Origin of the sequence: Nitratireductor sp. GISD-1A_MAKvit (genome assembly GCF_040819555.1) — a bacterium.
In the GTDB taxonomy this organism is placed as follows: domain Bacteria; phylum Pseudomonadota; class Alphaproteobacteria; order Rhizobiales; family Rhizobiaceae; genus Nitratireductor.
This window is the reverse complement of sequence record NZ_CP161920.1, coordinates 38,060-62,254: the sequence shown is the minus strand read 5'-3', so window position 1 is coordinate 62,254 and position 24,195 is coordinate 38,060. Positions and strand designations below refer to the sequence as shown.

General features: G+C 59.3%; 17 protein-coding genes, 1 pseudogene and 1 riboswitch. Of the genes and pseudogenes, 14 read left to right on the top strand and 4 right to left on the bottom strand.

Translation table 11 applies throughout. From position 1 onward, the window contains the following. Positions 1-87 precede the first annotated feature (87 nt). Positions 88-1,567 (bottom strand): annotated as a pseudogene (locus AB2N04_RS01480) (ABC transporter substrate-binding protein). Positions 1,568-1,906: 339 nt separating this feature from the next. Between AB2N04_RS01480 and AB2N04_RS01475 the strand changes: the two are divergent. Genes AB2N04_RS01475 through AB2N04_RS01465 form a run of 3 tightly spaced genes read left to right on the top strand, consistent with a single transcriptional unit; the run spans position 1,907 to position 4,696 of the window. Next, positions 1,907-3,136: a M20 aminoacylase family protein gene (locus AB2N04_RS01475; RefSeq protein ID WP_367716556.1), complete on the top strand. Its 1,230-nt coding sequence runs from the start codon at positions 1,907-1,909 to the stop codon at positions 3,134-3,136. Positions 3,137-3,180: 44 nt separating this feature from the next. Further along, on the top strand, positions 3,181-4,470 hold the full coding sequence (locus tag AB2N04_RS01470; protein WP_367716554.1) for an ABC transporter substrate-binding protein: 1,290 nt from the start codon (positions 3,181-3,183) through the stop codon (positions 4,468-4,470). Between the two features lie 31 nt (positions 4,471-4,501). Next, entirely contained in the window at positions 4,502-4,696 is a 195-nt protein-coding gene (locus AB2N04_RS01465) for a hypothetical protein (protein WP_367716552.1), read from the top strand. A 154-nt stretch (positions 4,697-4,850) separates the two neighbouring features. On the opposite strand, the gene AB2N04_RS01460 is transcribed toward AB2N04_RS01465, so the two are convergent. The 3 genes from AB2N04_RS01460 to AB2N04_RS01450 form a co-directional block, all read right to left on the bottom strand. Continuing rightward, positions 4,851-6,164 carry an HlyD family type I secretion periplasmic adaptor subunit gene (locus tag AB2N04_RS01460; RefSeq protein ID WP_367716550.1) on the bottom strand — a complete coding sequence of 438 codons (1,314 nt, stop codon included), beginning with the start codon at positions 6,162-6,164 and terminating at the stop codon, positions 4,851-4,853. After that, entirely contained in the window at positions 6,161-7,957 is a 1,797-nt protein-coding gene (locus AB2N04_RS01455) for a type I secretion system permease/ATPase (RefSeq protein WP_367716549.1), read from the bottom strand. Before AB2N04_RS01455 ends, AB2N04_RS01460 begins: the two co-directional genes overlap by 4 nt. 128 nt (positions 7,958-8,085) lie before the next feature. Next, on the bottom strand, positions 8,086-11,199 hold the full coding sequence (locus AB2N04_RS01450; RefSeq protein ID WP_367716547.1) for a hypothetical protein: 3,114 nt from the start codon (positions 11,197-11,199) through the stop codon (positions 8,086-8,088). Positions 11,200-11,295: 96 nt separating this feature from the next. Between AB2N04_RS01450 and AB2N04_RS01445 the strand changes: the two genes are divergently transcribed. The 11 genes from AB2N04_RS01445 (at position 11,296) to AB2N04_RS01395 (ending at position 24,192) form a co-directional block, all read left to right on the top strand. Further along, a complete protein-coding gene (locus AB2N04_RS01445; RefSeq protein WP_367718704.1) occupies positions 11,296-12,306 on the top strand; it encodes an aminotransferase class V-fold PLP-dependent enzyme in 1,011 nt (336 codons plus the stop codon). 253 nt (positions 12,307-12,559) lie between these two features. Further along, positions 12,560-12,759: riboswitch (cobalamin riboswitch) on the top strand. 153 nt (positions 12,760-12,912) lie between these two features. Continuing rightward, positions 12,913-13,968, top strand: coding sequence for an LLM class flavin-dependent oxidoreductase (locus AB2N04_RS01440; protein WP_367716546.1), 1,056 nt, complete (start codon positions 12,913-12,915; stop codon positions 13,966-13,968). Continuing rightward, positions 13,968-14,957, top strand: a complete 990-nt coding sequence (locus AB2N04_RS01435) for an ABC transporter substrate-binding protein (RefSeq protein WP_367716544.1) — start codon at positions 13,968-13,970, stop codon at positions 14,955-14,957. Before AB2N04_RS01440 ends, AB2N04_RS01435 begins: the two co-directional genes overlap by 1 nt. Positions 14,958-14,981: 24 nt before the next feature. Next, positions 14,982-16,151, top strand: a complete 1,170-nt coding sequence (locus AB2N04_RS01430) for a FecCD family ABC transporter permease (protein WP_367716543.1) — start codon at positions 14,982-14,984, stop codon at positions 16,149-16,151. Then, complete coding sequence (locus AB2N04_RS01425; RefSeq protein WP_367716541.1) at positions 16,148-16,951, top strand: ABC transporter ATP-binding protein; 804 nt, start codon at positions 16,148-16,150, stop codon at positions 16,949-16,951. The genes AB2N04_RS01430 and AB2N04_RS01425 overlap by 4 nt, the downstream gene beginning before the upstream one ends. 120 nt (positions 16,952-17,071) lie before the next feature. Further along, positions 17,072-17,653, top strand: a complete 582-nt coding sequence (locus AB2N04_RS01420; protein ID WP_367716539.1) for a hypothetical protein — start codon at positions 17,072-17,074, stop codon at positions 17,651-17,653. After that, positions 17,653-18,396, top strand: coding sequence for an O-antigen ligase family protein (locus tag AB2N04_RS01415; protein ID WP_367716537.1), 744 nt, complete (start codon positions 17,653-17,655; stop codon positions 18,394-18,396). Before AB2N04_RS01420 ends, AB2N04_RS01415 begins: the two co-directional genes overlap by 1 nt. A gap of 157 nt (positions 18,397-18,553) precedes the next feature. Next, positions 18,554-19,126 carry a GbsR/MarR family transcriptional regulator gene (locus AB2N04_RS01410; protein WP_367716535.1) on the top strand — a complete coding sequence of 191 codons (573 nt, stop codon included), beginning with the start codon at positions 18,554-18,556 and terminating at the stop codon, positions 19,124-19,126. After that, positions 19,123-20,880, top strand: a complete 1,758-nt coding sequence (cydD, locus tag AB2N04_RS01405; RefSeq protein WP_367716533.1) for a thiol reductant ABC exporter subunit CydD — start codon at positions 19,123-19,125, stop codon at positions 20,878-20,880. The genes AB2N04_RS01410 and cydD overlap by 4 nt, the downstream gene beginning before the upstream one ends. After that, positions 20,877-22,568, top strand: coding sequence for a thiol reductant ABC exporter subunit CydC (cydC, locus tag AB2N04_RS01400; protein WP_367716532.1), 1,692 nt, complete (start codon positions 20,877-20,879; stop codon positions 22,566-22,568). Before cydD ends, cydC begins: the two co-directional genes overlap by 4 nt. A gap of 46 nt (positions 22,569-22,614) precedes the next feature. After that, positions 22,615-24,192: a cytochrome ubiquinol oxidase subunit I gene (locus AB2N04_RS01395; RefSeq protein WP_367716530.1), complete on the top strand. Its 1,578-nt coding sequence runs from the start codon at positions 22,615-22,617 to the stop codon at positions 24,190-24,192. Positions 24,193-24,195: the final 3 nt, after the last annotated feature.

The window sequence follows — 24,195 nt, the reverse complement described above, 5'->3', positions numbered from 1 at the left end:
CCGGGCGCGGTCTGGTTTTCCCGCGCCCGGCTTTCAGGCAGCCGGATCACTGTAGCCCCCCAGTGATCCGGCCGGCGCTGGAGCTTGTCACTCGATTACCGACATTTCGGAGACGAGCAGTTTGGCATCGACGCGTGGCTGCCATTCCATGCGCTCGGAAAGGCCGTAAATGTCCTGAAGATTGAACAGCGGTACGAGGTAGTTCTTTTCGCGCACGTCCGCATAGACTTCGTGGTAGAGCGCTTCGCGCTGTTCTTCATCGATGAGCGTGCGGGCCCTTGCTGAGCTTCTCGGTCATCTCCTTGTCCGAATTCGAGAAGGCGGGGCCTTCCATGTGGAGAAGGAAGGTCGATTCACGGTCGGCATCGAGAAGTTCGTTGGAGTTCGCCAGGAAGATGGAGTCCGGGCGAGGCCCTTCGCCCATCAGGCTGTCGAGATACTGCGAGAATTCCTCGATGATGATTTCCACTTTGAGACCGGTTTCGGCCCAGTAGCCGGCCACGGCCTCGATCTGCTCGCGGTCTTTCAGCCAGCGGCCGGATTCACCGTTCACCTTGAGTGGTTTCCCGGTCGCGCCGGCTTCTTCGATCAGCTGCTTCGCGCGCTCCGGGTCATAGGGGTAGGGTTCGAGATCCGGGTTGTAGCCGAACGCTTTGGGATTGATCGGCTGGCCTTTCGCGACCGTCGCGTAACCCTCGAACAGGTTCTTGGCCATCGCTTCGCGGTCGATCGCGAGGTTCAGGGCTTCGCGGACCTTCGGATCGGAGGTGACTGGATTGTCCGCACCGAGAATGAAGACGGACGTTTCCAGGCCTTCAACCGCGGCAAATTTCGGCACGGTGGATGTGTATTCGGGAAGCAGGTTGGTGATGACATCGAATTCACCGGACATGAGACCCGACAGGCGTGTACCGGCTTCGGTTACAAACCGGTACGTGACTTCATCGATCTCCGGCGCGCCACCCCAATAGTCCTCGTTGGCTTCGATTCTGATTTCGCTGCCGTGCTGCCAGTCCACGAATTTGTAAGGTCCCGTCCCCACCGGCTTGCCCGCAAGGTCACCTTCCTTGGCGTATTCCGGTGGGATAACCTTCATCCAGTACATGCGCGAAGGCAGGATCGGGTCGGGCCCACTGGTGGTGATCTGCACGGTCGTGTCATCCACCTTCTTGGCTCCGGTTATGGTGCCGAGATAGGCAAGCTGTTCGGATTTGTTGGCCGGGTCGATGATGCGCTCCACACTGGCAACAACAGCGTCGGCATTAAAGGCTTCACCATTGTGAAAGGTAATTCCTTCACGCAGTTTGAACTGCCAGGTGGTCTCGTCAACCTTCTCAGGGGCTGCCGCGGCGAGCCCCGGCACCAACTCGCCTTCGGGCGTGCGGGCCATCAATGTCTCGTAGATATTGTCATTGACCTGGCGCTCCCCGCCATCATCCCGCAGTTGGGGATCGAGCGTGGATGGCTCTGAGCCGATGGCAATGGTTATGGACTGAGCCCAGCCCGAAGCTACGGTTATCGCAAGGGCAGCGGTGACCGCCCCAAGTGTTTTTAAGCATCTCTTGATCACGTCCGTCCCCCATTATTGCCCTTTGGGCTTATATTTCTGCCTTATGTTTCGGCACGTTAACCAGCTATGTGCGCGGAGAATTTCAAGACAGCGGGTGGAATGCTAGCGAGTTGATTGTCATTCGGTCAAATAGATTAAAGGCATCTTCCCATGCAGAAATCTTATGGATGTATGCTGACTCTCCCTCATATTTCAGGTCGACCCCTATGTTGAGTTCAGGCGTTCGCGTATAAGATTCTTGTAGGGCGGGCATGAAAAACCTTATTTGCCTTTATGGGTTGCGCCCGGCAAACTCGAGTTCCGCGGCGGGATGGCCTCGCCGGAACTGGCGCATAAATGGGGGACAGGTTGAAGCACGAACTGGTGAAGGAAATCGAGAAACTCCTCCCCGAGTTGCTCGAAATCCGCCATGCTATCCATGCAAATCCCGAAACCGGTTTTGAAGAGCATGAGACTGCCGCGCTTGTCAGTGAAAAACTAAAAGCCTGGGGGCTTGAGGTCGAGGAAGGTATAGCGACCACCGGCGTGGTGGCTAGCCTGAAGGGCAGGCTTCCTGGGCAGCGTGCGATCGGTTTGCGGTGCGACATGGATGCTCTCGACATCGTCGAGAAGACCGGTCTTCCCTATGCCTCGAAAAAACGGGGAAAGATGCATGCCTGCGGGCATGATGGTCATACCGCAATGCTTCTGGGGGCGGCGCACTATCTTTCCGAAAATCCAGATTTCGGTGGTACGGTTCACTTCATATTCCAGCCCGCGGAAGAGGGGCTGGGCGGTGGACGTGTTATGGTTGAGGAGAACCTCTTCGAGCGTTTTCCGATGGATGCAGTTTATGGGCTGCACAACAAGCCGGGCATCCCGGTCGGTCAGTTCGCGACGCGACCTGGTGCGATGCTCGCGGCCACGGACAGCTGGACGGTTACATTTCAGGGAACCGGTGGCCACGGCGGTTCGGGTCCGCACCTGAGCACCGATCCGACAATGCCGCTTGGCCATTTTATCCCCGCGCTTCAATCGATCATCGGTCGTAGCGTACCCGCACTCGAGAGCGCCGTGCTTAGCATCGGGCACATTCAGGCGGGCGAACCGGGGGTGACCAATGTCATCCCTTCCGAGGCTGTCGTCTGCGGAACCGCGCGCAGTTACGACCCCGATGTGCGGGGTCTGCTCGAAAAGCGGCTGAACGAGATCGCCACGGCATCGGCACAGGCTTATGGCTGCACGGCACTGGTGAACTACGAGCGGGGTTATCCTTCGCTGGTCAACCATGACGAACAGGTGCAGATCGCGGTGGAAGCTGCGGCCGACCTCGTCGGCAAGGACCAGGTGAATGACAGGCTGACACCCATTACCGCCGGTGAGGACTTCTCCTATATGCTGCAGCAGAGACCGGGCTGTTTCATGATGCTCGGGAACGGGGTCGGACAAGACGGAAAGTTCAACAACCTCCACACACCGCTTTACGATTTCAACGATGAGATCATTCCGCTCGGCGTGGCATACTGGGTTTCTCTGGTGGGGGCCGAGCTTGGGCCGCAAAGCCTCGAAAGGCGGGATGCAGCCTGAAAACGCATCACAAAATCACAAACAAGAAAACAAGGGGTTCGTTCATGAAATCAATTCTGCTTGCCGGCGCCGCTGTTCTTCTGCTTGGGGGCGCTGCGCCTGCCTATGCTTCGGCGGAAGACTCCACACTGACAGTTGCTCTGAAGGAAGAGTTCCCGAACTTCGACGGGTATATCAATGCTTCGCGTGACGGCCTTGTTCTCACCAGGCACATCTATGACATGCTCATATACCGGGATCCGGCCACGTTTGAGTACAAGCCGCTACTGGCCACGGAGTGGAACCGCATCGATGATCTCACCTGGGAGTTCAAGCTGCGGAAAGGGGTGACGTTTCATGACGGGTCTGACTTCACGGCCGATGATGTGGTGTTCACCCTCGAAACCTATGGCAATCCGGAAACCGGCACGCGCTACATGTCCAGCATCGACTGGATCGACCGGGTGGAAAAGGTTGATGATCACACGGTGCGGATCGTCTCCAAAAAACCATTTCCTGTAGCGCTCGAGTACATCGCGAATTCACTGCCGATCTACCCGTCCGACTACTATCAGGAAGTCGGCATGAAAGCGTTCGGACAGAAGCCGATCGGAACAGGCCCCTATCGGATCGAATCCAGCAGTGGCAATGAACTGCTCTTGAAAGCGCATGAGGATTACTACGAAGGTGGTGGCAAGGGCACGCCTTCCATCAAGACCTTGAAGATCCGCACCATTCCTGATGTTGCCACCCAGATCGCCGAGGTCATTGGCGGCAGCGTGGACTGGATGTGGAATCTGCCGGCAGACCAGGTGCCGCAACTGCAGGCAGTTCCGACTCTGAATGTCGAACTTGGGTCGACCATGCGCATCGCGATGATCCTGATCGACGCCGCGGGCCGCAAGAACGAAAACACGCCTCTGGCAGATCTACGGGTCCGGCAGGCACTCAACCACGCCATCGATCGCGACACGATCGTCAAGGAGCTGGTTGGCGGTGACGGTGTCCGGCTTGACGTGCCCTGTTACCCTGCCCAGTTCGGCTGCGATACCGATCAAGCGGTGGTCTATGAATACGATCCGGAGAAAGCACGCGCGCTCTTGAAAGAAGCCGGCTATGAGGATGGTCTGTCGTTCGACATGTCCTCTTATCGTGACCGGCCCCCGCGCGGAAGCTGTGCAATCCTATCTCGCAGAGGTCGGCGTAAAGGCCAATCTCGAGATGCTTCAGGCCCGCGCCTCCTTTTCCGCCTGGAGGGAAGCGAAAATCGACCTTTGGTATGGCGATGCTGGATCGTTTTCCATTGGAGATTCCGACGCGTCCATCGGCAACTTCTTCAATGGCGCGGCCAATGACGGTTTTGGCGATGAGGAGGTCAATGCTCTGGTGGCGGAGGCTGCGGCAACGGCGGATCAGGAGAAGCGCAAGGAGCTATATGCAGAGGCCATCAAGCTGATCACCGAACGGGCATACTGGGTGCCGATGCATACTGTGGTGATGGGCTATGCCTACAACAAGAACCTCGAGTTCTCCCCCTCGGTCGACGAACTGCCGCGCTTCTTCCACGCCAGGTGGAAGTGAACTTCGGGACTCCTGTCCGAGTTTACGATCAGCTTTTCAGAGTCTTGTTTCTCCCGGTTTCTCCGGGAGAAGCGACCCCGAAACCGAGGGATCATATATCTCCCGGCGTTCAATCGGTATCTGCGCCGATCCTGGAGCGACATGAACGAATGAACTATTCCTCGATAAAGGCTCGGCTGAAGGAATCGAGTATCGGTCGCGCCAGATATTCGAAGAAAGTTCTCTCACCGGTGTTTATGAACGCCTCGACAGGCATCCCGGGGTGCAAATGCGCGCGGTTCACGGGTGAGGGCAAACTGTCGGGTATCGTCACACGGGCCTGATAATAGGGCTCTCCGGACATCTCATCCACATGCCGGTCCGCCGATACAAGCGTTACCTCGCCGGTGACTTCCGGGGTCAGGCGCATGTTGAGAGCGGACAGGCGCAGCCTCGCTTTCTGGCCCACTTTCACCATATCGATATCCTGAGGACGCAGTCGTGCATCGACAACCAGTTCCTGCATCGTGGGCAGAATCTCGATCACTTTCTCCCCGGGTGCGATCACACTGCCGACGGCGTTGACTGTGGAGGCAACAACGACACCATCGACTGGTGCCCGAACGGTCATTCGGTCAAGTGTGTTTTGTGCCGCGTGAATCTGCTCTTCGAGATCGGAGAGGGAGGCATGGGCCTCATTCAGCCGCGCTACAGCGTCTTCCACCCGCTGGGAAGCAAGGCGTTCGAGCTGCTCGAGCGCTTCCAGCCGCCTGGATTCAGTTGAAGCGATCTCCGAAACATTGACGTTGCGTTGACCCGTGAGGTCCGCGTAGTGGCGCAGGGTCTGGGTGTATTCGAAGCGATTGGTGAGCCCTTTCACGACCAGAGCCTCTTTCCGCTTCAGCTCATCGCTCATGATAACAAGCTGCTCATCAATCGCTTTCTGCTGAGCCGTCAGACCATTGTGGGCTTCTACAAGGGTGGCGACGCGCTGTCTCAGTATGCTGACTTCGGACCGGTATCGTGAGAGGCGCGCGGCGAATTCTCTTTCCTGGTCATCGATGCTTGCCGTATCGATCCCCAGCCGGGTTGGGCCGGGTGGCATTGCAGGCAGGGCATCCAGGCCATCACGCTCGGCGGTCAGCCGCGCCATCATCGCCTGTTGGCGCGACCATTGCTGCAAAAGTCGATTCAATTTGATACGGGTTTGGGTGTCGTCGAGATTCAGCAGGCTTTGGCCTGTGGAAACCCGGTCACCCTCGGATACGTTTATTGCAGCCACGATGCCACCATCCAGATGCTGTATCTGAATATTGCGTCCAGCCGCAGCAATGACACCTGTCGCAAGTGCTGCTCCTGACAGGGGGGCAGACGCCGCCCAGTAGAAAAAACCGCCAAGACACCCTGCCAGAGCAAGATACGCGGCCCAACGGAGGTGGCGGAAGTTCCCTGCAAGACTGTGTTGCCAGAGGTAGTCGGTCTGCCTCATGTCTGTTCTGGCCCCTCAGGCTTGCGCATAGCGGCGCGGTAGTGGGCGCTGATACCGTTGGCAAAACTGGGTGCTGGCCGCGATGTCGTCTTCACGGTGCCGCCAGAAGTGTTTGTGTCTTTTACAAGCCCACGAAGGACCTCGCTGGCAGGTCCGAACGCTTCGATCACACCCTGACGCAGCACCATCACCCGGTCGCACCTGGCAGCTATGGGCATCCGGTGTGTGATGATGATCACGGTGGTATCCGCCTGTTTCGCCTCTTCCAGTGCTCTGCCGAGTGCAACCTCTCCATCACTGTCGAGATTCGCATTGGGTTCGTCGAGGATCAGTATCCTTGGCGAACCATAGAAGGCACGTGCCAGGCCGATGCGCTGTCGCTCTCCGCCTGACAGCATGGTCTCGGACGTTCCGAGCGGCGTCTGGTAACCGTCTGTTTGGGAGAGAATGAGTTCATGGGCGTGGGCGCGTTTGGCTGCCGCGACGACACCGGCATCATCCGGTGTGATGGAGAACCGGCTGATGTTCTGCGCAATCGATCCAGGAAACAGCTGAACATCCTGTCCGAGGTAACCGATATGGCGTCCCAACTGTTCAGCGTCCCAGGTCTGGATGTCGGCGCCGTCGATGCGGATCGTTCCGCAGGTGGGGATCGCGGCTCCAACCAGCAGTCGGGCCAGAGAGGTTTTTCCTGCCCGGCTTGGACCGATGAGCGCAACGGACTCTCCGGCGGGAATGCAGAAGGACAAACCGCTTAATACCGGTTTGCTGCCCGGCCGCGCACCGGGCGCCAGATAGCTGAGATCCTGCACGGACAGCGCCCCTCTTGGCTCAGGCAGTTTTGTTCTGCGTGACACGTGCGCAGTGAATTGTATCGTGGCGTTCAGTCTTCGCCATGCGGTGTGGGCATCTGCGGTTTGCCGCCATCCGCCAATGAGCTGATCCAGCGGCTGAAGCGCACGTCCGGAAATGATCGATGCCGCGAAGATCATTCCTGCCGTCATTTCTCCGTGCAGAACAAGGATGGCGCCGACACCGAGTATGGAAAGCTGCAGAAGCATGCGAACCGTTCGGGAAAAGGTCCCGAATCCGGTGTGCAGCATCGCGGACCGGGTCTGGATGTGGAGACTTTTGGCAAACAGTCCCCCCCAGTGCTCCACCGCGTTTGAATGCATGCCAAGTGCTCTCACACTGTCGGCATTCCGTGCAAAGGACTGGGCGGTGAAATTCGCTGCTGCGGAAAGGGACGCCGTCTCACGCGCGGATCTGGCCGTGGCAGCCTGGTTTGCTCCCACAAGAAGCAGCAGAACGATAGCGCCTCCAAGCGTGAGCCAGAACAGGGCTGGATGCACCAAAAACAGCAACATCAGAAAAAGTGGAGCAAATGGCAGGTCGAAAAGGGTTGTGAGGCCCTTGGAGCCAATGAAACCTCGAACCGTGGCCAGGTCTCTGAGCGGTTGAATGTCACCCGGGCTCATCCGTCCCGGCTCGAGCAGCGATGCAAACAGTTTTGCACCCAGCTGTCGATCCAGAACCGTCGCAACCCGCAGTGCGAAAAGAGATCGGAAGAATTCGAACAGTCCAAGAAACCCCAATGCTCCGATTGCAATGAGCGAAAGGTAGATGAGGGTCTCCATGCTCGCCGAAGGAAGAACGCGATCATACACCTGGAGGAGGTAAAGCGGCATGGTGAGAAGCAGCAGGTTGGCCACCAGCGAAAAAACACCGATATCAATCATCGCCCGGCGGATTTTCACAGAGAGGCGGGCTTCTGCGGCTATCTCGTTCACCATATCCCGACCTGCTGTCAAAAAACGCAACGCGCCTCCGGCACAGAACCACTACCTGGCCTTAGCCACGCCGCGCGGCCTTCAGCTGTCGTCCCGGTTGAGGGCGCTGCTGCCACCGTTTTCGGTTTGTATCAAACCATGTCACCGATAGGCTCTGGCTCAAACCAGGGCATTTCGTTCGACTGGGTGTCCGAGTGCATGATGTCATCCACCCAACCGAGATCCATCCCCTTGCCTGAATGATCGGGGGAGGATTGAGCCGTGCTGGAGGCCTGTGTCCAGAGCCAGGTCGCAACACTGCCGTAAATGCGCGGGATATGTGCAGGAAAGAGATCAAGCAGGGTTGCGAACAGGTTGCCACCTCCGCTGGCCTGTTCGTTCTCGTGCGAAGTCGTCGTGGTGGTGCCAGGAGTCGCGGGAGCTGGCTCCTGTGACTGGGATCGCGCTGTTCCGACTTTTGTCTGAGGCGTCGCACCGGGAGACGGCGCCAGCGCCTCGAGTGCGTACCACTGTTCTTCACCGTAGAACCAGAGACCGTTGATGTTGCGAAGCGTATCGGAGCCGTAGACCCCATGCGAGACCGTCACACTGCCATCGGCTTCACGGGTGAAGACATAGTCAGTGGCTGCGCCGTCATAGTCGACCTGATTGTACGCGCCGCCTTCGCCGTCCAGAACATCATCGCCCAGATACCCATAGAAGGTATCATCGCCGTCGCCGCCAAGAATGGTGTCATTCCCCCGCGCGCCTCGGAGATAGTTGTTTTCTGCGGAGCCGGTGATCGTTTGTTCCGGTCCGCCTGAGTCGAACAGATCCTCGATCGGGTACCACTGGCTGGCGCCACGAAACCAAACGCCGTTTATCTCGGTCAGAGTGTCCGTTCCCCAGACCGAACTTGTCACCGTGATCGTATCATTGTCATTGAGAACGAATGAGTAGTCGCCGGGCTTCCCGTCATAATCAACCTGATTGTATCCGCCACCCTCGCCCTGAAGAACATCGTTTCCGGCACCGCCATAGAGCGTGTCCTCACCTTCTCCGCCCAATATCCGGTCATCCCCACTCGTCCCTTCGATGGAGTCATTGCCGCTGGTGCCGGAAATCTGATTGTAGTGGCTTGCGAGCAGCGCTTCGACATTGATGCTCTTGTCTGCCTCATCGTCTGGCGCATCGAAAATGATCCATTCGGCATGGGTAATCAGATTCCAGACACCGGGGCCGCCCACCTGAACAGTCAGCCCATCGACGGAAATGTCGTGGTCGCTCATGCGACCATCAATGATCACCGTGTCGGTCCCTTCACCCGCATGGATCTCATTGGAACCCCAGCTTGGAAAAATGACGTCATCACCGTCGCCACCAAATATCCGGTCACCTTCGTCCAGGCCAAAGATCGTGTCGTTGCCTGCATAGCCGTGGATGGCATCCTTGCCGTTGGTACCATAGAGCGTGTCGTTCCCAGACGTCCCGTAGACAGGGTTATAAACCGGAACGGGACTGGTCCCGGACAACCCGCCATTGCCGGCATGGATATTGCCATTGGCGAGAATCACGGTGCTGTCATCCACCGTGTAGTAAATCTGTTCGACATTGATGGCTTTCGTGACCTGCCATCCCGTGACTGCGGCTGCCGTGAAGGAGCGACCGTCTCCCGCGATGGTGAAATCGCTGGCTGAACCACTGAGGATCAGCGTATCAAGGCCCGTTCCTCCGTCAACGCGGTTTGTATTGGCGCCTGCATCGATCTGGTCATCGCCGTGATTTCCGTAAATGTCGTCATTCCCATCACCACCGCCGAGAATGTCGTTGTCACGTCCCCCATAAATGCGGTCGTCACCCATGCTACCATCGACGGCGTCATTGCCATCGCCAGCAAACAGGCTGTCATCGAACGCCGAGCCCGTTATCGTGTCATCTCCACCATGGGTCATGACGATATAGCCGACAGTCAGGCCGACACCGTTCGAACCCCAGCCCGTAAGGTTTATGCTGTCGCTTGATACCATGCTGAGGACGCGAAACTCGGATGAGGCAAAATCGGCTCCTGCAGCAATCGCCTCGAAAAGACCGACCACGGGCTTTCTTGAAATCGGTCCGTCGGCGGAAGAGCGTTCGTATAGCCCGAACGAGCCTTCTGCAATTGACGAGGAGCCATCATTTCCCCGTTCCTGATCAAAGCCGTTATATGTATCGTTTTCTTCCTTGTAGCGGCTGTCCAGAACGCTGTGCGCGATGATTCCCTTCAGATTGTCATTGCCCCAGCTGTCGAGAACGCCGAATGCTTCCGCATACCAGTTGGCCTGATCGAAGCGGCCAGCCGCTCCTGCGTTCCGGTAGCCCAGATATGAGGGGACACCGAATTCGGTGATCCAGAGGTCGGCGCCTGAAAATCCATGCTGGTTCAACTGGCTTTGCATCTGATACAGGGCGCCCTGAAAACTATGGTAGTGGTCCCACTGAGCACCGGCCGTTGCTTCATCGCCGATCCACTCGGTCGGGCGAGAGGATGAAGGACCCTGATAGTTGTAGTCGTAGGTCGTGTAAGGGTGAACCGAGAAGCCATCGATACCGTCTCCGCCCAGCGAATTGAGCGTGACCAGCATCCGGTCCATATAAGCGTAATCGTTGTGCGCTATGCCGGCAGCCACGACTGAAATCTTCTGGCCGAGCTTGGCTTCGACCTGGGAAACAGCGCTGCCGGCACTGTGCAGATACTTTGCAAAGGCTTCTGCATTCTCAATCCCGACGACGTAGAAACGCGAAGCGACCGGGTCGCCTTCTCCTCCGTGGTAAACACCGTCGTTCTGGAACGAGAGGTTGGGTTCATTGCCAACTTCCCATGCCGCTATCGTGCTTGCGTACTCTCCGTACTGTGTGTGGACCGCCTCGACCAGCGCACCAAAACGCTCTCCCATCTCCGAAAGCTCTCCATCCGTCTGGGGAGCCTGCGAGACCGGTGCACCCGGAGGAAGAAGGTCCGGTGGTGTCTGTCCCGGCTCGAGAACCACTTTCAATCCCAGGGCCCAGGCTTTCTGCAGGACAGTGCCTATGGAATCGACCACCCACTGTGGCGGCCCCGAAGGATCGACGACGGAAAGATCGAGCGGGACGCGAATTACCTGCGAGCCGCCATCAGCTGCCAGTTGAAAAAGCCTCTGATCGGTGATGCCCGAATGAGCCGGGGATTCGGAACTCCATCTATTGTTGATGGCATGCATGCCGAGAAGAATGTTATCAAATGACATTGTTTTCCCCGAATTCTGCATTTCGCAGGCGTCGGCCAATAATATTACAATTTTAATCAACTTATACAACTATAACGAGATTATACTTTCGCGTGGCTGAAAAAACACTTCGCAGCGGAAAAGGTTGTTCTCACGCAGTCCTGCACTGCGGCGATGAAGATCGCCGCCCTTGCCTTGGCCCTTGGTCCAGGCGATGAGGTGATCGTACCGACATTCACTTTTTGCGCCACCGCGACCGCCTTTGAGCGCACGGGCGCCCGCATCGTTTTCTGCGATATTGATCCGGTCACGATGATGCTCGATCCGAAGGACCTCGAGCGTCGGCTGACCAGCCGCACGCGCGCCGTGGTGGTGGTTCACTACGGCGGTGCCTCCGCTCCAATGGAGACGATCTGTGAACTTGCCGAGCAGCACGGTGTTCATGTGGTCGAAGACGCCGCGCAGGGGTTCGGGGTGACCCGAAGCGATCATCCTCTGGGGACCTTCGGTACCTTCGGAGCCTTCTCGTTCCATGAAAGCAAGGCTGTGTCGTGCGGTCAGGGAGGCGCGCTGCTGGTGAATTCCGGCGATAGGGAACTGCTGAGCCGGATTGACAGCATTGCCGAGCGTGGCACCGATTTTGCCCTGGTCCGATCGGGGGAAAAGGCCTTCTACGAGTGGACGGGTCCTGGTTCCAGTTTTCAGCTCGGGGAGCTGGAAGCGGCAATTCTGCTGGCTGAGTTTGAGGCCTTGCACGAAAATCTGGCTGTTCGCAGAAGGGTGGGGGAGACGTTGCTCAAAGGGCTTTCCGCAATGGACCTGCCGCTTGAAGTTTTATGGTCGGATGCACAAACGGTGTCGAACTTTCACTTCGTGGGAGTTCTGGCAGCGGATACTGACGCTGCAGAGCATCTTTTGGCCCATCTTGGAAAACACGGCGTCGACGGCCGCAGGCACTATGTTCCCCTGCACCTCTCACCCCGCGCGCATGAGATGGGGTATGGGCCGCGTGTCCTGCCCGCAGCGGAAGGCGCCTGGGGCCGCCTCGTCCGGCTTCCTGTCCACACGGGCATGTGTGAACGCGATACCGAGAGGGTTCTGGCTACGCTGGCGGACTGGAATGTTTAAGGCGGGGTTTTGTGTGAAACTGCGCAGGTGGTGCGACCCATGAGCCCAGTGCTCCGTCAGTGCCTTGGTATGATCATTGGAGCGACCACGATCGGGCGCAAGGCGGTGGCGGCGATAGCGCCGCCCGACCACCGCAACCAGTCAGAGCCAAGCCAACCCCGACCGAAGCCGACGCACCCGGCGGGTGTTTTTTCTGTGCGCCCCAATTGCAATGCCTCTTGCTTCACTGTTGCGCCCCGCCGGCTTGACCGATAGGGTCGCGGCCGCATGCGGTTCCGCGTTCCTTGCGGATGAAAAGGGAATCCGGTGCGATCTCCTTGTGGGATCCATTCCGGGGCTGCCCTCGCAACTGTAAGCGGCGAGTTCTTTCCAATGCCACTGGCGGAAGCCGGGAAGGCGGAGGGAACGTCCGAGCCGCGAGCCAGGAGACCTGCCACATGCAACGACCATGAAGCCGGACGAGGTGTGCCGGCAGGAGGCCCAGAATGCATGCAGGCAGCTTGCCGGCACCGAATCCGTCTATCGGGGTATCGAGCCCCGGATCGATCTTACCGTTCCCCCGAATATCCGATCACGCCTGCGAGCCAAATGCGTCAGGAGGGCTCGATGCGTGTTGATCTCGCGGGGTTTGCGCGTGAAGGGACGCTGGGCGATCATGCCGGTCTGATGCGCCTTGTGGAGCGCGCCGATGAGCTCGGTTTTGGCGGAATCTGGTTCAATGAGTTCCACTTCAAACGCCGGTCCATCCCCTACCCTTCGACGCTCCTGCTGGGGGCAGAGGTTCTGGCGCGCACAAGGCACCTGCGGTTCGGTACCTCCATCCTTGTCCTTCCACTCTATCACCCACTTCTCCTTGCCGAACAGATAGCCCAGCTCGATTTCCAGAGCGGCGGACGAATCGATGTGGGTATCGGGCGCGGTACGGAACCCGCCACGTTTGATGCGCTTGGCGTCTCCCGTGACCACGCGCACCAGCGTTTTACGGAAGCGTTGCGGATCATGATCGATGCGTGGACGGGCCAGCGGTGTTCGGCAACCTCCGGGCCCTGGCATTTCTCAGATATCGCCGTTGGGCCGCCGCCGGTCCAGAAACCTCATCCTCCCATCTATGTTGCGGGGGTTTCCGAAGAGACGGTCGACATCGCTGCCAGCAACGGGTTTCCACTGCTTCTCAGCCTGGAGCCGAACGAGGCACGCCAGTTGCCGGTTTTTCACGCGGCGCTTGAGAGGCATGGAGGCCTCCGCGACCCGCTAGCTGCGTCGTCACTGTCGCGATACACGGTCATTGCTGCCACCAGAGCGAAGGCTCTTGAACAGGTAGAGGATCTTCTGGAGCGCCTTAATGCGAGGCGGGCCGAAAGGGCCATAGCCCGAGGTGCAAATCCGCCGCCCCCGCGTGATCGCGCCAGCATGTTGTCGGATTTCACCATCGCCGGTACGCCGGACGATTGCCACGCTCAGCTTTGCGCGCTGTCTCAGCGCACGGGCGCGGAAAGCATCCGTTGTCTGTTCAGCGCCAACGGCCTGATTTCCAACGATGCCGCGTTAGCCGGCATGGAGCTTTTTGCGAACGAGGTTCTCCCTCGCTTTCGACAAGAAGACAGCACCCCGAAACGATCTGAAAGCGCCGAGAGAAAGCCGGCCTTGCAAGGAGAGAATTGATGTCCCGTTTTGCCCGACTTCGTGAGCTTGCCGCCACCGGCTTGATGGTGCTTTCGACGGCGGCTTTTGCCGAAGAACCGGAATTTCCCTACATCGACGAAAACTGCGGTTACACCACGTCTTATGAGGCGCCGCCACAAAGGGCAGTGACACTCAGCAACAACGCTACGGAGATGATGCTGGCCCTGGGGCTTGAAGATCGCATGGCTGGCACTTCCTATATGGCGAGCCTCAAGATCAGCCCGCAATACGAGAAGGCGTATGCCCAGGTGCCGGTGCTCTCTCCGCTTGTCGCGACAACCGAGCAGCTGATCGAAACGGAAGCCGATTTCGTCTACGCCGGATATCCCGACGGATTTAGCGAGAGCCGCCATACGCGTGACCAGCTTCATGATCTCGGCATGAAAACACGACTCAACACCGAAGGCTGCAATCTGGGAAAATTCGGTTTCGATCAGCTGTTTTCTGAAATTCGGGCCGTTGCAGCGATTTTCGGCGTGCGGGAGCGTGGTGACAAGCTGATCGCCGATATTCGGAAACGACTCGACACGGTGGAAGCGAAGCTGAAGGGCGTTGAGCCGATTCCGGTGTTCATCTTCAACGGTGGAGAATCCGCACCGCGGGCCGTGCTGGGCAACACCATGCTCTCCCACGTGGTCGAAAGAGCCGGTGGCACCAACGTATTTGGTGACGTGCCAAACCGCTATGGGCAGGTCTCCTGGGAACAGATCGCGGAGCGCCGGCCTGAATATATCGTCGTCTATTACTCGGGCACGGCAGGTGGTCAGGTGGTGGGAGACCCGGCCGGTGAACTTGGCACCGGGCGTATCGAAATACTGATGTCAAACCCGACAATAGCGGGCGTTCCCGGCGTTGCCGGCGAGAAGTTCGTTACCATCGATTCTGTCTGGGGCCAGCCCGGGCCCAGTTCGATCGACGCGGTAGAAAAACTGGCTCGTGCGTTTCATCCCCAACGGATGGCGGACTAGACCGGTGCGGCCCGGATTGGCGATATGCACGCACCGACCCTGAACAAGGACAGGATCGATCGCCACGAAACGCTGATTGCTGTCCTCCAGTCTGCACCAGCTACCCATTTGGCAATGGAGCAGCCTGGCCCGGGATCGGCGGGGCGCCGACGTGGTCAGGCTGCCTATACGCTTGTCATGTTTTTGCTGGTGGTGCTGCTTTCTGGCGCGGCACTGGCAGCACTGATGCTTGGTTCTGTGCACATACCGGCAAGAACAGCGCTGGCCATTCTGGCGAACCTTGTGCTTGGCGATGAGGTTGTCGATCCAGTCTGGCGAGATGCCTATGAGGTCATCATCGTTCAGACACGCATGCCGCGCGTGTTTCTGGCAGCGGTGGTCGGTGCCAGTCTGGGCGTGACGGGGATGACCATCCAGTCGATCGTCCGCAACCCGCTTGCGGGGCCGGGCATTCTCGGGGTGTCTTCGGGAGCGGCGGCAGGTGCCGTGGTCGTGATGCGGTGGGGGCTCGTGGGTCTGGGCGCCTTCACACTGCATATATCGGCGTTTCTTGGCGGGCTTGTCACGCTGTTCGCGGTTTTCTGGGTTGCGCGTACCGGTGGGCATATGACACCGGTGCGTCTCGTGCTGGCCGGCGTAGCAATGAGCGCCATTCTGAGCGCCCTGACGAGTCTGACTGTGCTCACGTCGCCAGATCCTCAGCTCGCTTCCCGGGTGCTGTTCTGGACGTTGGGTGGGTTCGGAACCGCGCAGTGGAAGCTCATACCGGTGCCCCTTGTTGCTCTTGTGCTAGGACTTGGTGTGATGCTGGTACAGGCGCGCAGGCTCAATCTTCTCATGGCCGGCGATGAAAGCGCAATTGCACTGGGGCTGAACGTGCAGCGTTTTCGCCAGAGCATGTTTGTGCTCTCCGCGGCGCTCACAGGCATTACTGTCGCTGTCTCCGGCGTGATCGGTTTTGTGGGGCTCATCATGCCCCACATCGTTCGCTTTATCGTGGGTGCGGATCACCGTCGCGCGCTTCCTGCCGTGGCGGTTCTTGGGGCAGCCTTCACGATTGCCGCCGACCTTGCCGCTCGCAGTGTGATCGCACCTCTGGAACTTCCGGTTGGCATCGTGACCGCGCTTGTCGGTGGCCCTTTCTTCATCTGGCTTCTGCGTCGGGACGCGCGCACGCTGGGAGGCGCCCGGTGATCGGTTGCCCTGGCACACTCGAAATGCGCTCGGTCTGCTTCCGGGTGGGCGAAAAGGTTCTGGTGGACGATGTTTCCCTCCGTGTCGAAGCGGGTGAAATGATCGGTCTTCTGGGCCCCAACGGAGCAGGCAAGTCGAGCCTCCTGCGAACGATCTACCGGATCAACCGCCCGTCCATGGGAGCGGTGCTCGTCAATGGCAAAGACGCTTGGCAGCAGTCAACGAAATGGATGGCGCGCAATGTCGGCGCGGTGTTGCAGGACATGCCGGCAGAGTTTCCGCTCACGGTGCAGGATGTCGTTGCCATGGGGCGTACCGCACACAAGGGGTTTCTTGAACCGGATACCACACACGACCGCGTCCTCATCGCCGCGGCGCTGGAACTGCTCGGTCTCGCCGATTTGCAGGAACGCGCATTCCGAACATTGTCGGGAGGGGAGAGACAAAGGGTGCTGGTCGCCCGGGCGCTGGTGCAGCAGCCACGTCTCCTGGTACTGGATGAACCAACCAACCATCTCGACATCCATCACCAGCTCCAGCTTCTTCGGTTCATGCGCGGGCTTGGCAGCACGGTGGTGGCCGCACTTCACGACCTCAATCTCGCAGCCATGTTCTGTGATCGCCTTTTTGTCATTCATCATGGGCGGCTGGTGGCGTCGGGGCCTCCGGAGACGGTGTTGAAACCGGATCTCCTGAAGCGCGTATACCGGATTGACGCCTCGATCACCGCCCATCCGGAGACTGGGACTGTCTGGGTCATGCCATCGCCATCCGCTCCCCTATCGTTAACGCAGTCTTAATTTGCACGGCGCTTTATGGTGCTGGCGCGAATGGCGTCGAGAACGACGTGATCGGGGAACCGAAACTTTGGCTTGCAGCATCGGCTTCTGCCAGGCCGCATGGATGCGGTTTCAGGAACAATGAGCACCGGCAGGGCACAACACCAGCCCGCGGGAGCGACCTTCATTGAGCGCGCGGTGGCTACAGGACAACCTGCAACGGTCATAGCAGCCATTTTGCTCACCGTACTTCTGGTTTCCTTTCGACCGTTTCAGCCCTCCGGCCCGGAACTGACCGGTAGCGGAGGAGACATCGTCAATCAGCTGGGGTTTGGCGGGCTGGGAGCCGTGGCGCTGATGTCGCTACTCACACTCGTCGACCGGCGCGTGCTTGTCGCGCTGCTCAGCCCCTGGTGGCTACTGCTTCTGGGGTTTCTTGCAATCGCAACCCTGAACACGCCCGTCCCCACCGATACGATGCGTACGGTGGCCTTCTCCATAATCGGCATTCTCACGGTCGCGGCAATCCTGACGCTGCCGCGCGATGCGGATGCTTTCTCGCGGGTGCTGGTTTTTGCCGGGTTCGTGATTCTTGGCCTGTCCTATTTCGGAGTTTTCGCTCTGCGGGAGGTGGCGGTCCACCAGGGCCCTATGACCTCGAGTCCCAGCATGCCGGCCTCTGGCGCGGGGTCTTCACGCACAAGAACATTGCCGGTCCAGTGATGGCTGGCCTCTCTTTTGCGGGGCTTTATCTCTGGCGCAGGGGCTGGCGCTGGTCTGGCGGCCTGATGGCACTTCTTGCAATGATCTTCGTGTTTCACACGGGATCAAAGACAACGACCGCCACCGTTCCGCTGGCCGGCATGCTCATTGCGCTGCCGGGAATCTTCGGGGTGAGGGGGCTGGTGCCTTTCCTCGTGGTTTCGGCCGTCAGCGTGCTTGCCGTTGCCACACTGGGCATTGTCTTCATTGAGCCTGTCAAGGAATTCGCAGCAGAGCTGGCGCCTGATTTGACCTATACGGGGCGCACACCCATCTGGGATTTCGCGGGCGGGATGATCGCGCAGAAACCTCTTTTCGGTTATGGATTCGAGAATTTCTGGCTAACGGATACGGTCTTCAACACCGATCACCCATTTGATCGCTCCTGGGATATCCGCGGCACGGTTCACGGCCACAACGGATATATCGATCTGGCCCTCGGAATGGGTCTGCTCGCATTGGGCGTCGCAATCATCACCTTTGTTTTCGTGCCGCTTCACGATTTCATGAATGCCCCCCGGGACCGGGAGAATATCTTTCTCGCGGACTTCTTCATGATGATCGTGACGTTCAGCCTGTTCAACGCATTTCTTGAGAGCTTCTTTTTCCGCAGGGCCGATCCTGTATGGATGATGTTCGTGATGGCCGTACTGGGATTGCGACTGGTGGCGCGCTTCAGGGTGCCCTCAAACTCCCTGCGTTGACGCGCAATTTCGTTACACAGCCCGAGTGTCATGGAGACGCTTGAAAGGCCTGCCTGCTGCATAAGGGCGCACCGTCCCAAGGCAGTCTTGCGCCCCGCCCAATCCGTCTCTACAAAGATTTCAGTAATTTCTGAAATGAATGTCAGGCCTGTTCGAGATGAACCTCCCCCCGCTTCTACAATCCTTCGTGTTGCATTTTGGCGAAATGGGCAGCCGCTGGGGGATCAACCGCACGGTCGGACAGATCTACGCCCTGCTTTATGCTTCATCGAAACCGCTCTGTGCCGACGACATCGTTGAAGCGCTCTCGATTTCGCGATCAAACGTCTCGATGAGCCTGCGCGAGCTGCAGGCTTGGAATCTGGTTGTCCTGAAACATATTCCCGGGGATCGTCGTGACTTTTTCACGACGCCCGATGATGTTTGGGAAATCCTGCGCACTCTCGCGGAAGAACGCAAGAAGCGCGAAGTCGATCCGACACTTTCGGTGCTGCGTGAGCTTTTGATGCAGACCCCCGGCAGTGAGGAGGAGCGCCATGCCCAGGCGAAACTCGCCGAAATGCAGTCGCTGATCGAGCAACTGACGAAGTGGTATGACGATGTGAAGCATCTGGAGACCGAGCAGCTTGCTACACTGCTTAACCTCGGCGCCAAGGTGACAAAACTGCTCGATGCCAAGGATCGGATCGTATCGCTTGGCCGGAGGCGATCGGAGTCGCGGACATCATGACAACGTTTGATGCTGCCTCGCTGGAACGCAGAGTGTCGCCGGTCGGCAGAGCCGCTTCCGGCACGCCATCGTCTGCACGTGAAGGCAACGCCGTTGGCTCAGAAATGCATGTCAGCCGGACGGCGGTGTTCCTGCAGGTGCTTGCGTCTCTCCTGTGGTTGCCCCAGGCAGCGCTCCTGGCCATGGCGATTGGTGGCATCGCGTCTGGCGCAAGCGCATCGGCGGCGTGGCCTCCAGCACTTGGCATACTACTCCTCGGTGTGTTGCGGGCACTGGTCGATGGCGTTGGAAGCCGCATTGCCTTCCAGCAGGCACGGCGTCAGTTGAGCGCATTGCGTGGGAAGGCAGTGGCGGCAGTGGCCGAAACCTCGCCCTTCGATCTGAACGCACCTTCTTCCGGGCTGGCCGCAAGCACACTTGCCGAGCAGGCGGAAGCCATCGTTCCATATGTGGCGCGGTTCAGGCCGGCGCGCCTGAAGGCGGCAGTCGTTCCGTTGGCGATCCTGGCCTGTGTCTTGCCATTTTCATGGGCGGCCGGTTTTGTCTTGATGCTCGCTGCGCCGCTCATCCCCGTGTTCATGGTGCTTGTGGGTTGGCGTGCCAAACAGGCGAGTGAAGAACAATTGGCCGAGATGGGCAGCATGAATGCGTTTCTCATGGATCGGCTGCGCGGCTTGACCACGATTCGCAGTTTTGATGCCCAGGATCGCACTGCCGATCGATTACGTCGCAGCGCCGAGGACCTGCGCAAACGCACAATGGCCGTGCTTCGCATAGCTTTTCTTTCATCGGCCGTGCTCGAACTCTTTGCCGCGCTCGGCGTGGCAATGGTTGCGGTCTATGTGGGGTTCCATCTGCTGGGCGAGCTGAATTTTGGTGCTTGGGGTGGTCGGCTGAGCCTTGCCGAAGGTCTCTTCATTCTGCTCATCGCCCCATCCTTTTTCGAGCCCTTACGCGATCTCTCCGCAGTATGGCACGATCGCGCAGCAGGACAGGCTGCGCTCCAAGCGCTGGAAAAGCTGGCGCAGGCCGGTCGCCACATGATCGGAGCACCGGCCTCGTCCCAGCCTCATCGCGCACCAGAGACAGGTGCTCTGTCGCTAGGGGTGGAGAACCTGCTCTTTCGCCACTCACCCGTGGGCACTCCGGTGTTTGAAAGCCTGAGCATCAACATTCAGCCCGGCGAACGGGTTGCGCTGATGGCGCCCAGTGGTGAAGGCAAATCGACCCTCCTTGCTCTGATCGCGGGTCTGCTGTCACCCGATCACGGAACAATCCGGATCGGCGGACATACCATGAATGATTCCAATGCGGCCGCCCTCAGGGCGTGCATCGCATGGGTCGGACAGAACCCACATGTGTTCCCGGGCACGATTGCTGGCAATGTTTCTCTGGGGCGTAAAAATGTTGGGCCGACACAGGTGTCGGATGCACTGGAAACGGTCGGCCTTTCCAAGCTTGCACAAGTGCGCGGGCCTGCAGTGATCGGGGAGGGTGGTTATGGGCTTTCAGGCGGCGAGGCGCTTCGTCTGGCGCTCGCCCGTGCTGCAGCCACACCGGGGGCAGGACTTGTTCTCGCCGACGAACCCACAGCCCATCTCGACCGGGAAACAGCAAGCGGCATAACCGACAGTCTCCTGCGCATCAGCCACGGCAAGACACTGATCGTTGCCACGCACGATACCGTTCTGGCTGGCCGCATGGACCGTATCATCACTCTGGAGATGCCAAGCACCAGCGGAGACGTGTCATGATCGTTTCCCGCAATCTTCGTGCAGTTGCATCGTTGTTCTGGAAGGGCAATCGAAACAGGCTGCTTTCCGGCGCGCTGCTCTCGCTTGCCACGGTTCTGTGCGGCATCGCTCTTCTGGCCCTGTCCGGCTGGTTCATCGCGGCAACGGCAATTGCCGGTCTGTCGGTGGCAACCGCGCTCGCCTTCGATGTCTTCGCCCCGTCTGCGGGTATCCGTTTTCTCGCACTGGCTCGAACCGCTTCGCGTTATGGCGAACGGCTCGTCACACATGATGCGACGCTGGCCGTACTGGCCGAACTGCGCGAGAGACTGTTTCGCGGTTGGGCAGTGCCCGGTGCAGCGCGCGCCATGGCGGCACGGCCGGCACGCCTTCTGTTCCGGCTGACAATCGATATCGACGCGCTGGATTCGCTCTATCTCCGGGTGGTGGTACCGCTGTTCTCTGCGGCTGGCGCGGCATTGTTTGCGGGGTTCGCACTCGGGTTCATCGACCCGCGCCTGGGAGTTGCCGTTGCATTGTTTCTGCTGGCGTTCGGCCTCGGTTTACCCGCCTTTGCAGCGCGGCGTGCGGCACGCCCGGCACGGCGGCGCGCTCATGCACTTGAAAGCCTGCGGGCGCGCAGCATCGATCTGGTGCGCGGCCAGAGTGAACTGGTCATGGCGGGGCGATTATCCGCGCAATGTGGGTCGATTGCTGATGCGGACGCGCGTCTGACAGACGCCGACAACGCCCTCAACCGTACGGAAGTCGTCGTTAACGCCGCGCTCGGCATCGCAGGCGCTGCACTTATGGCAGCGATCCTTCTTGTGGTTGCTCCAATGGCGGAAGCTGGAAAAATTGGTGCACCAGTCGCCGCGCTGGCACTTCTGGTGGGGCTCACCGCAACCGAACCCTTCTCTGCCTTGCGGCGCGGCGCGGTCGAACTCGGACGCACGCTCGTGGCCGTCGGGCGTGTCGGACCGCGCCTGCGCACCACCGAAGAGGCCGCAAAACACAACGCACCTGCGGATGGTGAAACCGCCATCTGCCTGCGGGGTGTGAACGTCCGGCACCAGGTGGGCGGTGAGGCTGCGCTGAAGGATGTGTCGCTGCATGTCCGAAAGGCCGAGCGCATCGCGCTGGTGGGGGAGAGCGGATCTGGCAAGTCATCGCTTCTTGCGGCAATAGCCGGTGAGCTCGCCTCGGAAAAGGGCGAGGTGTCGAACCGCACCACCACCCTGTTCACGCAGCGTACGGAACTTTTTCATGACACGCTGCGCGGCAATCTCGCGCTTGCCAATCCAAAAGCCGATGACGAAGCCATGAATGCTGCCCTCGATGCGGCCGGGCTTTCATCGCTTCTGGCGGCGCGGCCGGCGGGGCTCGACACGATGCTCGGCGAAGGCGGGGCTGGGCTCTCGTCGGGGCAGGCACGCCGGCTTGCACTGGCGCGCCTCCTGCTGCGCGATGCGCCGGTCTGGCTTCTCGACGAGCCGACAGAAGGACTGGATCGTCAGACGGCGAAAGATGTGATCTCGCGGGTTTTCGAATGTGCCTCGGGCAAGACGGTGTTGGTGTCGACGCACATCCGGCGCGAGGCCGAGGGCGCACACCGCATCATTCTCATGCGCAATGGCCGGATCGTTGCCGACGAAGTGCGGGGCACGGCCGAATACGCTTCTCTGCTCGACGGTCTGAGGCCGGATTGAGCTTTCTTTCACGACGACCAAAGGAGCCGGAAAGCCGGATGGTACAATGGAACTGAACATCGTCGATCTCTCGCGGTTGCAATTCGCGATCACCGCGCTCTACCACTTTCTGTTCGTCCCGCTGACGCTCGGACTGTCGGTGTTGGTCGCCATCATGGAGACCGTCTATGTGATGACGGGCCGCACCATCTGGCGGCAGATGACGAAATTCTGGGGCACGCTGTTTGGCATCAATTTCGTGCTCGGCGTGGCCACGGGCATCGTCATGGAGTTCCAGTTCGGCATGAACTGGAGCTACTACAGCCACTATGTCGGCGACATCTTCGGCGCACCTCTGGCCATCGAAGGCCTCATGGCCTTCTTCCTGGAGGCGACCTTTGTCGGCCTGTTCTTCTTTGGTTGGGACAAGCTCTCCAAGCTCGGCCACCTTGCCTCGGCATGGGCGGTCGCCATCGGCTCCAATTTCTCGGCACTCTGGATCCTGATTGCCAATGGCTGGATGCAGAACCCCGTGGGTTCTGCGTTCAATCCCCAGACCATGCGCATGGAAGTCACGGACTTTTACGCCGTGCTCATGAACCCGGTGGCGCAGGCGAAGTTCGTTCACACCGTGTCGGCCGGTTATGTCACGGCATCGGTTTTCGTTCTGGGCGTCTCCGCCTGGTATGTGCTCAAGGGCAGGCATCTGGAGCTTGCCAAGCGCTCAATGACCGTTGCTGCTTCTTTCGGTTTGGCTGCTGCTCTTTCGGTCGTGGTGCTGGGCGATGAAAGCGGCTACCTCGCCACCGAACATCAGAAAATGAAGCTCGCCGCCGTCGAGGCAATGTGGGAGACGGAGCCGGCGCCGGCTTCCTTCACGGCCTTCGGCTTCCCGGATCAGGAAGCCCGCGAAACGCACTATGCCGTGCACATCCCCTGGGTGATGGGCATCATCGCGACGCGCTCGCTTGATACGCAGATCCCGGGCATCGATGAACTGGTGGAACACGCGGAAGAGCGTATCAGAAACGGCATCGTCGCCTATGATGCCCTGCAGAAAATCCGCGCCGCCGGCAGCACGGATGCCATTTCCGACGATGTCAGAACGGCGTTCGAGGAAAGCGGTTCGGATCTCGGCTACGCGCTGCTTCTGAAACCCTATCTCGACGATCCGCGCGAAGCCACGGACGCGCAGATCACGCAGGCGGCAAACGACACGGTCCCAAACGTGCCGACGCTGTTCTGGACCTTCCGCATCATGGTTGGACTGGGCTTTTTCTTCATTCTGCTGATGGGAGTGTTCTTCTACCTGTCGGCGCGACACAGGTTGGACCGCTATCCCTTCCTCCTGCGCATTGCGGTCTTTGCCATTCCGCTTCCGTGGATCGCCGCGGAATGTGGCTGGATCGTCGCGGAATTCGGGCGCCAGCCATGGATTATCGAAGGCGTTCTGCCCACGGCCGTGGCGGTGTCGAACCTTGGCGCTTCCACGGTGCTGATGACGATCGTCGGCTTCTCGCTGATCTACACCGTGCTCTTCATCGTCGAAATGACGCTGATGCTGCGCGCCATTCGCAAGGGGCCTGAACCAGACGAAGAGCCCGAGGCCGAGTTCGGCCCCCGCGCCTTCGTCCCGGCGGAGTAACAA

What these genes read in the sequence shown, in the direction of transcription:
- AB2N04_RS01475 (WP_367716556.1), top strand. Translation starts at nt 1,907, where the DNA reads ATGGGGGACAGGTTGAAGCACGAACTGGTGAAGGAAATCGAGAAACTC.
- AB2N04_RS01470 (WP_367716554.1), top strand. Translation starts at nt 3,181, where the DNA reads ATGAAATCAATTCTGCTTGCCGGCGCCGCTGTTCTTCTGCTTGGGGGC.
- AB2N04_RS01460 (WP_367716550.1), bottom strand. Translation starts at nt 6,164, where the DNA reads ATGAGGCAGACCGACTACCTCTGGCAACACAGTCTTGCAGGGAACTTC.
- AB2N04_RS01455 (WP_367716549.1), bottom strand. Translation starts at nt 7,957, where the DNA reads ATGGTGAACGAGATAGCCGCAGAAGCCCGCCTCTCTGTGAAAATCCGC.
- AB2N04_RS01450 (WP_367716547.1), bottom strand. Translation starts at nt 11,199, where the DNA reads ATGTCATTTGATAACATTCTTCTCGGCATGCATGCCATCAACAATAGA.
- AB2N04_RS01440 (WP_367716546.1), top strand. Translation starts at nt 12,913, where the DNA reads ATGCGTGTTGATCTCGCGGGGTTTGCGCGTGAAGGGACGCTGGGCGAT.
- AB2N04_RS01435 (WP_367716544.1), top strand. Translation starts at nt 13,968, where the DNA reads ATGTCCCGTTTTGCCCGACTTCGTGAGCTTGCCGCCACCGGCTTGATG.
- AB2N04_RS01430 (WP_367716543.1), top strand. Translation starts at nt 14,982, where the DNA reads ATGCACGCACCGACCCTGAACAAGGACAGGATCGATCGCCACGAAACG.
- AB2N04_RS01420 (WP_367716539.1), top strand. Translation starts at nt 17,072, where the DNA reads ATGAGCACCGGCAGGGCACAACACCAGCCCGCGGGAGCGACCTTCATT.
- AB2N04_RS01415 (WP_367716537.1), top strand. Translation starts at nt 17,653, where the DNA reads ATGGCTGGCCTCTCTTTTGCGGGGCTTTATCTCTGGCGCAGGGGCTGG.
- AB2N04_RS01410 (WP_367716535.1), top strand. Translation starts at nt 18,554, where the DNA reads ATGAACCTCCCCCCGCTTCTACAATCCTTCGTGTTGCATTTTGGCGAA.
- cydD (WP_367716533.1), top strand. Translation starts at nt 19,123, where the DNA reads ATGACAACGTTTGATGCTGCCTCGCTGGAACGCAGAGTGTCGCCGGTC.
- cydC (WP_367716532.1), top strand. Translation starts at nt 20,877, where the DNA reads ATGATCGTTTCCCGCAATCTTCGTGCAGTTGCATCGTTGTTCTGGAAG.
- AB2N04_RS01395 (WP_367716530.1), top strand. Translation starts at nt 22,615, where the DNA reads ATGGAACTGAACATCGTCGATCTCTCGCGGTTGCAATTCGCGATCACC.